The organism is Brevundimonas sp. LPMIX5 (genome assembly GCF_003576505.1).
GTDB lineage: Bacteria > Pseudomonadota > Alphaproteobacteria > Caulobacterales > Caulobacteraceae > Brevundimonas > Brevundimonas naejangsanensis.
The window spans coordinates 82,078-93,904 of record NZ_QWTZ01000005.1 but is presented as its reverse complement, the minus strand read 5'-3'; the positions used below and the strand labels follow the sequence as shown (position 1 = coordinate 93,904).

At 66.2% G+C, this 11,827-nt stretch carries 8 protein-coding genes; 1 reads left to right on the top strand and 7 read right to left on the bottom strand.

Features of this window, described 5'->3' with window-relative positions:
- Nucleotides 1–19 precede the first annotated feature (19 nt).
- The 6 genes from D1604_RS07375 to D1604_RS07350 all read right to left on the bottom strand — a co-directional run bounded on the left by D1604_RS07375 (nucleotide 20) and on the right by D1604_RS07350 (nucleotide 6,701).
- A complete protein-coding gene (locus D1604_RS07375; RefSeq protein WP_035305712.1) occupies nucleotides 20–2,971 on the bottom strand; it encodes a TonB-dependent receptor in 2,952 nt (983 codons plus the stop codon).
- A gap of 82 nt (nucleotides 2,972–3,053) precedes the next feature.
- A complete protein-coding gene (locus D1604_RS07370; RefSeq protein ID WP_035305714.1) occupies nucleotides 3,054–4,037 on the bottom strand; it encodes a FecR family protein in 984 nt (327 codons plus the stop codon).
- 15 nt (nucleotides 4,038–4,052) lie between these two features.
- Nucleotides 4,053–4,592, bottom strand: a complete 540-nt coding sequence (locus D1604_RS07365) for an RNA polymerase sigma factor (RefSeq protein WP_158584920.1) — start codon at nucleotides 4,590–4,592, stop codon at nucleotides 4,053–4,055.
- 176 nt (nucleotides 4,593–4,768) lie between these two features.
- Complete coding sequence (locus D1604_RS07360; RefSeq protein ID WP_035305720.1) at nucleotides 4,769–5,359, bottom strand: hypothetical protein; 591 nt, start codon at nucleotides 5,357–5,359, stop codon at nucleotides 4,769–4,771.
- Nucleotides 5,356–5,877: a hypothetical protein gene (locus tag D1604_RS07355; protein WP_035305723.1), complete on the bottom strand. Its 522-nt coding sequence runs from the start codon at nucleotides 5,875–5,877 to the stop codon at nucleotides 5,356–5,358. The genes D1604_RS07360 and D1604_RS07355 overlap by 4 nt, the downstream gene beginning before the upstream one ends.
- Complete coding sequence (locus tag D1604_RS07350) at nucleotides 5,874–6,701, bottom strand: DUF5677 domain-containing protein (RefSeq protein WP_035305726.1); 828 nt, start codon at nucleotides 6,699–6,701, stop codon at nucleotides 5,874–5,876. Before D1604_RS07350 ends, D1604_RS07355 begins: the two co-directional genes overlap by 4 nt.
- A gap of 98 nt (nucleotides 6,702–6,799) precedes the next feature.
- Here D1604_RS07350 and D1604_RS07345 point away from each other — a divergent pair, with 98 nt between their 5' ends.
- On the top strand, nucleotides 6,800–10,852 hold the full coding sequence (locus D1604_RS07345) for a helix-turn-helix domain-containing protein (RefSeq protein ID WP_052004698.1): 4,053 nt from the start codon (nucleotides 6,800–6,802) through the stop codon (nucleotides 10,850–10,852).
- An 18-nt stretch (nucleotides 10,853–10,870) separates the two neighbouring features.
- Here the strand turns inward: D1604_RS07345 and D1604_RS07340 are convergent, their stop codons facing one another.
- Nucleotides 10,871–11,794: a HEPN domain-containing protein gene (locus tag D1604_RS07340; RefSeq protein WP_054764189.1), complete on the bottom strand. Its 924-nt coding sequence runs from the start codon at nucleotides 11,792–11,794 to the stop codon at nucleotides 10,871–10,873.
- Nucleotides 11,795–11,827 lie beyond the last annotated feature (33 nt).

The following is an 11,827-nucleotide window of genomic DNA, read 5'->3' as shown; positions in this document are numbered from 1 at the left end:
CAGCTCGGGGCATGACGGCCTACCAGCGCTTGATCAGCTGGAACGCCGCGACCCGGCCAAGCGGACCCGCCTGCCCCGGATCGAAGCCGAAGCCTTGCGGGGAGTCATAGAAGGGCGGGTCCGCGTCGAAGACGTTCTGGATCGTCAGGGCCACCTCGACGCCCTCGGCCAATCCGGTTCCGACCCCCGCCCAGCGCAGCTGAAGATCGGCGGTCGTGAAGGCGTCGATGGTCCGCCCCGCCGCGTCGCGGTAGTCGGCGGCATGGTTGACGCCGATCCGCGTCGACCAGTCCCCGCGCGTCCAGGTTGCGGCGGCCTGGGCGCGGAGATCGACGGGGAAGCCCACCAACCCGAGAACGTCCTCGCGAACGGCCACCGGGGTCACCCGACGGCTGTAGTCCAGCAGGTAGGATGCCGAGAGGGAGAGACCGAAAGCGTTGTCTCCTACGTCGAAGTCGTAGCTGCCCGCCAGATCGATCCCCTCGACGTTCAGTTCGCCGGTGTTGGCCCATCGGCCGTCGAGGATCACCGAGTAGGACGACGCCGGATAAAGGGTTGGCGAGACGAAGCGCGGGTCGGCGAGGAAAGCCTGGACGCGAGCCAGATCGGCCGCATTCCCGGGCGTGAGACGGGTGACGAACGGCGACAGGCTCGGATCGACGAGGATGCTGGTGATGTTCTCCAGCGCCGGTCGACCGATCTTGTTCTCGAAACGGATGTCAAAATAGCCCGCGCTGAACCGCATGCCGGGCCGGGGCGCCCATTCGACCCCGAGGGTGAGGCTATCGGCCGTTTCCGGTTCGAGGTCGGTATTCCCGCCGGACTGCAGGATCGCCACGCGGCTGACCCCGGAGTCGGACACGGTCAGGGGACCGAGCTGGACCCGATCGAAGACTTCGGTGAGGGCGGGGGCGCGAAAGGACGTCCCCCAGCTGGCGCGAACCGTGAACGGGTCCGAGGGCTGCCAGATCAGGCCGATCTTGGGATTGGAGGTCGTGCCGACGTCGTCATAGTCCTCGGCGCGCCCCGCCAGGGTAAGCTCCAGACGCTTGATCCCGGGCATTGCATTGGCCTCGCCCACCAGCGGCGCCCGCACCTCCATGAAGACGGCGCCGATGTCGCGGACCTGGGGGTCGCCGATGGTGATGACCGGAGCCACGCCCGAAGCGAAGTTCTGGCTGCGACGGTTGAACTCCTCGCGCCGGAACGACGCGCCGATCGCAATCCGGAGGTCCCCGCCCGGCAGTCTCAGGGGTGAGCCGTCCAGCATCAGATTGGCGGAGCTGATACGGCTGCGGTAGCGGGACCAGGTGTAGCCCTGCGAGATAAAATCCAGAACCGCGTCGCCGTTGGCCCCGCCCGACCCGAAGGGATTGAAGTATCCGTCCCGGGCTGCGTTGTAGGAGGTCGCCGGATTGTCGACGGCGTTGCCCAGCGCTTCGGCGAGGAAGGTGCTGTTAAGCTGGTTGTTCGTGCCGCCTTCGCTGAGCTCCTCGGCGAAGGCGCCGTAGGCTTCCAGCGTCCAGTCCCTCGGCAGCGCGATCTCGATCCCGGCGGTCCCGCCGAGGCTGCGCGACATGCCGTAGCTCTCGGTCGGACCGAGGTCGCCGATGAAATTGTAGGCGATCAGGTGGGAGGCCGAACCGGTCGGCGATACGAAGAAGGGGTTGTTGCGTCCGATGGTGAGAATGCTCACGGGCGCGAGGTTGGCGTATTCGAACGTCCGCCGGCTGAAGCGGGCGTCGGCGGACACTTCGATGTGCGAACCGAGGTCTTGGCGGACGCTCGCATAAGCGCTGTGGCGCTCCTGGAGCGGGAGGATGTCGACGTCGGCCCGCCGGTTGCCGAGGTTGGCGCCGCCTGCCTCGAAGTCCGACGGCGTGCGCGCCGTGCCGTCGGGACCGGGTCGGATCGCATAGGTGCTGCGATAGGCGCCGCGAGACGCGTCGAACACAACGATGCTGCCGGGCGGCCCGTAGAAGCTGCGGCGATCCGTGCCGCCCCAGGGCCTCAGATCGCCGGTGGCGGTGTAGTCGCGGTCCGCCGAGTTGAGCGCCGATTGATGCTGATACTCGTAGGACAGGAGCGCCGAGCCGGTCTCCCACCGCGTCCCGAACAGGTGGGACGCCAGCAGGTCCTCGCCCCCGCCTTGCGCCGCAGAGGCGCGCAGCCGGGTTTCCTGACCCTCATAGCTCCGCCGCAGGATGACGTTCACCACGCCGGCCACCGCGTCAGATCCATACAGGGCCGAGGCGCCGTCGAGCAGCACGTCCACGCGCTCGACCGCTCCACCCGGGATCGCCGAGACATCGGCGAACTCCCCCTTCATTCCGGTCCCCGCCAGGCGCCGCCCATTGACCAGAACGAGCGTCGCGTCCGCCCCGAGCCCTCGGAGGTTCACGCCCGTCGCCGTCGAGGTGTTGCTTCCTAGCGAGTCGGCGCCCAGCAGCAGGCTGTTGGGTGTCGCGTTGCCCGAATAGGACTGAGGCAGCCGAACGAGGGCGTCGGCGACCGTGGCGTCGCCGCGCCGGTCGAGGTCCGAGCGCGAGATCACGGTCACGGGGGACGGCGATTCCCCGGGGCCTCTCAAAAGCGTCCCAGTGACGACAACCTCGTCGATGACGGTGGCGTCGTCGGTCGCCGCCTGCTGCGCCGAAGCCCGGCGCAGAACTATCACGCCCGGCCGACTGCGCGACCAGACGACGCCGCTTCCGGCGAGCAGGCGATCCAGCGCCGTGTCCGGCGCATGCCGTCCGCTCAGTCCCGGTGTCCGAAGGCCGGCCACGAGGTCGGCGGTATAGAGCATCTGCACATTGGCCTGCCGGGCGTAGGCGATGAGCGCCGCGTCCAGCGAGCCGCTGGAAATATTGAACTCGCGGGCCTCTTGGGCCTGCACGTCGGTGGCGAAGGCCACGGCGGCGATGGGCACGAGCGCGACGCCGGCAAGCAGGCTTCGGGTGCAGATGGTCATGAGTTAGGTCCTCTCTGACGCAACGGCGCGTCGAACAGGAGACGCAGGGCCGTCATCTCATCTGAGTTGGAGCCTGAAATTTTTATCCGCCGACGGATCGCGCGGTGAGGCGGACGCCGCCGTCGGCCTGCGGCTGGGCGGTCAGACCGAAGAGATCCGAGACGGCCGCGACGAAGGCGTCCCTGTCACCCGTGGCGAAGGAGCCGTTGACCGCGACCTCCGATGCAGGCCCGGCCGCCAGGACAATCTTGTCCGGAAGGTAGCGATTGACCTCGGCGACGGCGTCGCGCAGCGGCGTGCCCCGGAAGACCAGGTGACCCTGCGACCAACTCGTCTCGACCGTCGCATCGACAGCAACCGGCGCAGGGTCACGACGCGATGTCTGGACCTGTTGCCCCGGGGTCAGGCGCCAGTTGCGGGTCTCGGCCTGGACATCGGTGACCGCGACCGATCCCTCGACGAGGGTCACACGCGCCCCGGTGGATTCGCGCCGGACGTCGAAGACGGTGCCCAGGGCCGTGACCTCCGTGCCCCCGGCCTCGACCCTGAAGGGGCGGGTCGCATCGTGGGCGACGGTGAACAACGCCTGACCCTGTTCGAGCACGATCCGCCGTTCGCCAGAGGCGAACCGCACCCTGATCCGCGTGTCCGTATCCAGCCGGACCTGGGTCCCGTCGTCGAGCGCGACGACCCGTTGGCCGCCGATCTCCGTTTCGTACAGGCCTCGCGTGGGCAACCAGAAGACCAGCGCTAGCGCCAGGGCGGCCACGGGGACGAGGACGACCGCGACCGGGAAGAGCCGTCTGGACCATTCGCGTTTCGTCCTTGGCCTTGAGGTCCGCAAGGTGGCCTGGGTCAGGTTCTGGATGTCGCCATCCGACGAGAGGGATCCCGTGCTCCGCCAAAGACGCTCGACCTTGTGATAGGCCTCCACGTTGCCAGCGGTCTCGCGCCACGTCTTGAACGCATGGAGCGTGTCGGCGGACACGGGGCGTTCCCCGAGTCGGACATGCCACTCGACCGCTTCACGGTCCGCAACGCCTGTCGCGCTCTGCGGGTCGCTCATGGCGTTCCCCATCGGCTACAGCCGCAACTGGGCTGCGCAGTACTCGAGCGCCTTGATCATCCGCCATTGGACCGTGGTCACGGGGATGTTCAGCCGCTCGCCTATCTCTTGATACTCCAGATGCGCGAAACGGCTCAAGACGAACACGTCCCTTAGTCGGGGCGGCATCGTCATAACGATCTGCTTGAGAAGGACCATGTCGATCTGAGAGGCGGGATCCACGAGCGGATCAGGGTCCAGCCGATCGTTGGCCCCGAGAGGCGCTGGCCCCCGCCGCCTGGCCTTATCAATGATCAGGTTGTCGACGATCTTCAAAAGCAGCGCCTTGGGATGCTCGATCAGACCCTTGCGACTGTATGGCGCGGCCCGGATCCAGGCCTCCTGGGCGAGGTCCTCGGTTTCGTCGCCGAAGCGCTGCCTCAGCCGCGCCGTGAGCCAACCGGAATAGGCGCGATAGAGATCGTGAAGGCCGTGATCGGCCTCCTTGTCTCCCACACCTCCAGTTCGATCCGACACGGGCTCGCCTCCAGATATCGTCTCAAGCGAGGTTCTCACGCCTCGGCGCCGCCCGAAGGCGACGCACTCAAAGCTTGAATCATGGCGGCGGGGTTTGCAAGCGGTGGCGCATTGGGTGCGCATGTCATCCACGACAAGCCAGCCGCGCGAGCCTCACCGCGCCTAAGCGCCCCATCGGGACACGCGCGTCTTGTCTGAATTCGCTGTCGCGGTCTTCAGGCGGTGAACGGTCTCATCGATGCGACCTTGCGTATCCGATCGACGACCTCCTTCGCCGCTCGCTTGGCCTCCCCTCGTTTCATGCCCTTTCGGCGCAGCTTCAGGGCGGTGTGGGCGAGGAAGAGCCGGTCCCAGGTCGCCTTGAAGCCCGTGTCCGCCACCTCGACGATGATCTTCGGCTTCTGTGGATCGTCCTTGAGACGATCCCCTGGCCGGCCAGGTTGCACATAGAGGCCGCGATTCTGGAGGATCTGCTCCACGATGACCCCATGGTTCTTGTTGAGATCGAATTCCACCATCACCACTGCTTCCACCGGGCGAAGAAGGGTCAGGATGAGGGTCACCGTCTCCTCACGGTGCGGAAGCCTACCCCACTGGACCCGGACGTCTCCCGGCGGCCCATGGTCGTGAGCTGCGATCGCCGCGTCGATATCGGGACGCTCCGTGGTGTCGAGGATGACCAGGGGAAACATCCGACCGTCGCCCACCCCCACGGTGGCGAGCGATCCGTCGGCGATGATCGGCGCGATCAGCTTCTCGTGGCTATGGTTCAGGGCGATCATCGCCTTGCGGAACGCTCCGATCATCGGAGACTCCAGGTCAGCATGTGGGTCTCGAGCGTCGTCTTCTCCTGATGCGTATCGGTCGCGACCAGCTCGTAGCCCTCGATGGTCGAGCCCTTCAAAAGGTCGGCGGCGACCGCGAACCGCACCCAACCTTCGACGGTGTGATGGGCGTCGATGCGCAACGGCATCAGGAGCATCGGCACGCTCTCGTCGGCATTGGGGATCGCCGGCGCCAACAAGGTCAACGGAATCTCGCGGCGGTGGCGGATGCACAGTTCCAGCCCGGCGACACTGTTGGCTGTGTCGGTTGGGTTGGCGATCTGGAGGTGGATGGCGAACGATCTCTTCCCGTCGATGTCAGAGACCTTGGAGTCGATGAGGCGGAGATCCAGCCGGGGCGCGCGACGGGCTTCCTGCCGCTCCGCCAGTCGCTGAGCGCGGTGCGCAGTGATCCAGCTCATGATCGCAACGACAAAGGCGGCGAGGGAGACGAGACCGGTCGCGATGGCGATCACGTCAGACGAGGTGAGACCTTTCATCCGATCGCCTCGCGCTTGCGGGCGATGCGCACTTCGGCAGCCGCATCCTGTGACGCCCTGAAAGGCCCATAGTCGGCCGAGATTTCCCCGAGGCGAGTGTTGTTCTCCTCATCGCCGACGATCTGGGTGAAGGCGACTCCCAGGGCGATCCCGATCATCAGGATGCGATCGAGCGTGTCGGCGATCCGCTCGGGATCCTCGGGACCGACCAGATAGCCGTTCCAGCTCTCACCGTCGTCAGCCATCCTCATGTGCCGCTGCAGGGACTTGCCGGAGGGGTGAACGGCATCGTCCGACATCACGCGATAAAGGAGGTACAGGTGTCCCAGAGGGCCGAGCTCCGCGAGCTTCGAGATGTTCAGGTTCGACACGGATCCGATGCTGTCCACAACATCCTGAAGCATCGCGGCGTCCGCGGACATACCGCTGCGGAGGATCGTTTTCGCCTGCCCCTTCTTGGCGGCGGCGGCATCCTCGATCATCACCGCGCGCGCCTTGTCCGGATTGTCGTGAAGCGCGGCCATCAGCAGGGTGTTCTCCAGCAGTCCGCGCGCCAGTGTCCGCGCCTCAACATCCATGCCGCGTTCGGCCATCAGCACCGCTCCCTGCAACTGGGCGCAGGACCGATGCAGGAGAAGCAGGGCCATCGGCTCGCGGTCGAACGGCATGCCCCGCACGGTTTCGCAGGCCGCGGTGGCGGCCTTCTGAAGGCAGGCATTGAGGGCTTCGACGAGTTCGAACCCGAGGGCGTTGCCGTTCCGCCTGGCCTGGATGCGGTCCGAGATCGCCGTCGACAGAAAGCCTGCTTCGTTGAAAGTCGTCATGCTGCGGATAACACGGTCGTCCCGTCTTGAAGGCAAGGGTCGTCTCTCCCTACCTAGGATTCACGCCCAGGGCGCACGGGGAGGGACTATTCGGCGGGATGACGCAGCAAGGGTTCAGCGCGAAGGACATGGTCGGGGCCCGCGCCTTGTTGGCGTGGTCGCAAGCTGACCTGGCCAAGGCGGCGAATATTCACCCCAGCGAGGTCGCTGACTTCGAGCTCGATCGGCGTGAGGTCAGGCCTGCCGCCATCGAGGCCATGACTGAGGCGATCGCAGACGCCGGCGTCCGGAACGACGATCAAGGCCTCAGCCTCATTGAAGATCCCGCTGCGCCGACCCCCTTCTCCGGCGGGAACCCGACCCGCTTGATCGAGGCTTCCGACCTCGTCGTCTGGGCCGACAGCCGCGACGGCCAGGCTGGCATGCCCGAGCTTCTGAGCCGTTTGATCCGCGCCGAGCGCGGGGTCGCCGCCAGAGTTCGATTCCCGTCCGGCGACAGCGTCGCTCAACATGGCTGGGACGGCGAGGTCCGCGTTGTCGGCGCGTCGGTCAGGATTCCGGATGGCCAGTCGGGGTGGGAAACCGGGACCGACCAGAACAAGAAGTCAAAAGCCGATGGAGACATAGAGGCCCGAACGACGGATCACGGCGACCTCGACCCGGCGGATACGACGTTCGTCTTCGTAACGCCCCGTCGTTGGGCAAAGCAGAAGGACGTCTGGGCCAAGGCGCAGCGCGCCAAGCGCATCTGGAAGAACGTCCTGGCCTATGACGCCGACGACCTGGTGGACTGGATCGAGTGCCATCCCGGCGTCGGCCAGTGGCTCGCAGTCCGCCTTGGCAAGCGCCCTAGAGATCTGAAGTCACTCGCGGACCTCTGGGCGGACTGGTCGGGCGCGACCCAGGTTCCGTTGAGCGGAGAGCTTACATGCATCGGACGCGACGAGGATGCTGCGGTCGTCCTGCGGTGGCTTTCGGCCCCCGCCTCAGAGCCGCTGTTCGTTCAGGCCGAGTCCGTCGAAGAGGCGGCGGCCTTTTTCCATGCGACGATCGAGATGTTGCCTGATCGGTACTATCGCGCCGTGGAAACCCGCGTCCTGGCGCCGGAAACATCGGCAGCGGCGGCGGAGCTTGCCGACGGCCTGACGCCGCTCATCCTCATCCTCAACGAGACGGAAGCCGGCGTCGCTCAGCGGCTCTCTCGAAAGGGCCATTATATCTACGTCGCCCTGGGCCCGAACTCGGAGGCGCCTGACTCAGCGCGTCGGTTGGCGAAGCCGACCCGGAACCAGCTGCAGCAAGTGTTGGAGCGGATGGGCCTCGAGTACGGCCAGGCGCAGAATCTCTCGCTCGACGCCGGCCGTAGCCTCGCCGTCCTTCGCCGTCTCATGCCTGCGGCACCGGGCAGCCGTCCATCCTGGTCGATCCCGCAGCCGCCTCGTCCGATGCTGGGTGCGCTTCTCGCCGGCGGATGGCTCGAGACGCTGGACGGCGACAAGGCCGTCATCGAACAGCTGGCCGGCGTCCCGTACGAAGAGGCCGTCAGAGCGCTCGGGCCATACGCGACCGCTCTGGACGGGCCTCTGCGCAAGCGCGAAGACGCGTGGCGACTGAAATCGCCTCGCGACGCCTGGACCCTCCTCGCGCATAGTCTGACGGCTCCGGACATCGACCGCTTCCTGTCCGTCTATTGCGAAGTCTGCGCCGAGATCGATCCGACATGGGACATGGCGCCGGACGAGCGCTGGCTGGCTCCCATTCGGAACATCCACCCGCGTTTCTCGTCATTCCTGAAACAGTCGATGACGGAAACGATGGCGCTTCTGTCGTTGTACGGCGACCGGGCGGGTCTGGTGGACGGCGTCGAGGCGAAAGTCGCCAGGTCCCTCACCACAATTCTGGACGGCGCCACGGAGGCGATCTGGTGGTCCCTCGGACCCGTCCTGCCGAAGCTGGCGGAGGTCGCGCCTTCGGCCTTCCTTGGCGGCATCGAACGTGCGCTCGGCCCGACGCCCAGCCCACTGATCGCCTTCTTCGAGCCCGAGACGTCGACCCACACCGTCACGCGGCTTCCCCAGCTGATGTGGGCCTTGGAAAGACTGGCCTGGGATCCGGCTCTTCTGCCTCGGGTCGCCGACGTCCTGGCGCGGCTCGATGCGCTGGATGGGGGCGGCAACAACGTCGCCCGTCCGAAGCAGGTTCTCACCACGATCTTCCTGTCGTGGTCTCCTCAAACCCACGCGACGCTGAAGCAGCGGCTGGCCGTCATCGACGGCCTGCGCAAACGACATGGAGACATCGCCTGGGATCTCATGATCTCACTCCTGCCGCGCTCGCACGCGATCACGATGCCGACGTCGTCTCCGCATTGGCGCAAGGCCGCGCCAACCGACCGCGAGGCGTCGCCTGAGACGGTCGTCCACGACTGCGTCGTAGAGGTCTCAGACCGGCTGATCGAGGATGTCGGCAATCGGCCAAAGCGTTGGAAGGCTCTGCTCAAGGCCATGGAGCTCCTTCTGCCCGACGCTCGGGCTGGGATCGGCCAGAAGTTGCTGGAGGCGGAGCCGACGATCATCGGCGAAGAGGATCGCGACTTCACGCGCACGGCCCTTCGGAAGGTCCTGGCTCGCCACCTGGAATTCCAGGACGCGGACTGGTCGATCCCGGCGGATGAATTGACGGTCTTCCAGACCACCCTCGAGCGGTTCAAACCCGAGGATGTCCTCTGGAGGCATGCCTGGCTGTTTTCCAACGGCACCGGCTGGATGGGTTCCGTGCGCGAGTGGCGTCAGTCGCTGGACGAAGCGACCGCCGCCCGTGCGGCGGCCTTCGAGGAGATCGTCGAGGTGCGCGGAATCGACGGCGCGCTGGCCCTCCTCGACCGATGCGATCAACCCCGGTGGGTGGGAGAGGCGGTAGCGCACTCGCCCGCCGCAGCGTCCTGGCGGTCAGACTTCATCGAACGCGGACTGGCCTCCGATGACGGGCCGCTCTGGCAGGCCGCAGCCGAAGCGATCGGCCTTCTACGCGAGAAGGAAGGCGGCGCCGATTTCGTCACCCGCCTGCTGCCGGCGCCGGCCCCCCAACTGGACGAACGCGTGGTCGGACGCCTGCTCCACTTCCTCCCGGCGCGCCCCGAGACCTGGTCGGCGGTCGCGGCCTACGGCCTCTCGTCAGAAGATCGCTACTGGCGTACTCTCGCGGGGTGGGCGGTGGCTGAGACCAAAGAGGAAACCGAGCACGCGATCCGGCGCTTCAACGTCGTCGATCGCGCTCGTGACTCTCTCCATCTGATCGGAAGCCGCCTTGAAGTCGACCTCGATCCAAAGCTGATCGTCGAGACGCTCCACTTGGCGCTGAAGACGATGAACCAGGCGAGCGAGGACACGAACGAGCCGGTGATGCGGCTCCACTACCTCACGCGGATCCTCGCCCACCTCGAAAACCATCCCGAGGTGTCGGACGAAACCTTGGTCCTGCTCGAGTGGTACTACTTCCACATGCTGCGGTACTCCGAGCGACCCAGCCCGGCTTTACACCGCGAACTGGCGAGGAACCCGGACTTCTTCCTCCAGGTGCTGACCATGGTCTTCCTGCGGGACGACGACGGCGGCGGCGCAGACGAGGACCTCCCGGGCGGACCCGCGACGCCGGAACAGCGGGCCGCCATGGCCCGGCACGGCTACGATGTGCTGGATGCTTGGAACCGCATCCCCGGCGCAGACGACAAGGGGCGGATCGACGGCGCCGAACTCGAGCGGTGGGTCACGGAAGTGCGCCGCCGCGCGTCGGAACTGGGACGCAGCCTGCCGGCTGACCTCCGGATCGGCCGCATCCTCGGGATGAGCGCAAAACCAGCCGGCGAGGTTTGGCCTCCCATCGCCATCCGCGAGATTCTCGAGAGCGCAGGATCAGAGACCCTGGAGGATGCTTTCGTCTCGGGTGCGTATTCATCGCGCGGAGTGATCACCCGTGACCTGAGGGAAGGCGGTCGCAAGGAGCGGACGCTGTCTGACCGCTACAGAGATCACTCGTCGGCGATGGCGTCAGACTACCCCGTCACCGCCCGGCTACTGAATGACATCGCCGATATCTACGACGGGCGGGCGAAGCGCGAAGATGACGAGGTCGAGGAGCGGAGCTGGCACTGAGATGCCAGCCGAGCGTGATCAGCTTGCTGCGCCTCGAAGCTGATTGAGGCGCTCGCGGCAGACTTCGGCGACGACGGCCCCGAGGCGGCGGGCCGAAATCGCCAGCATTTCGAGGTCTTCCCGGCTGACATCGTACTGGTCCGAATAGCGGGCCTCGACATAGGCGCGCTTCAGCGTCTCGAACCGCCGCCGTTCGGCCCGCTGCTCACGCGGCCACGCCTCGACAAGGCGCTTGTCGATGTCCTCGGCCAGCGACCTCAGGAACTTGATGTTGTGGGACCGCGGGAAATAGAACGTGTGGACGAGCAGGAAACAGATGTAAGCCGCCTCCACAGTCTGGTGGAGTTGGAACGCTGCGTTCTTACGCCTCGAAAGCGTCGACTCCTGCGCCAGCAGGTGCGCGACGGTGTCGAGCCAGACTTCAATGTCCGCCTGCTTCGTATCGAAGTACCGCTGCGCCATCTCCAAGGCGTCAGCCGGCGTCATCGGCTTGGGAGTCGCCAACGGATGGCCCGGCAGCTCGTAGAGCATGACCCCGTCGCGGGCGATGTCGGTCCAGAAGTATTCGCCGCGTCCGAGAGCCTGGTTCACCTCGGCGAGGTCGTGCACGATGATGTTGACGATCCGGCCAACCGACGGGTCGTGGAGGATCTTATTCTCGGCCTCCCACCAGTAGTCGGCGATGTCGGTCAGCTTGGGGTGGCTGACGATGACCAGCAGATCAAAGTCCGAGAGGTAGCCGTTGTCCGGTTCGTCCACCCAGTCGGTGCGGGCGTAGCTGCCGAACAGGATGATCTTGAGGACCTTGCCGCCCTTGCGCCAATCCGACGTGCCGCCCGCGCCTTTCCGGAGCGCCGCTTCGAACTCCGTCAGCAGGGTCGCGCGGACGTGCGCCAGCTCCTGCTGCTGACGTTCGGGGAGATGGTCGAGGGTCGTTTTCATCGCGATGACTCTAGCGAGAAATTCGCGTTCTGC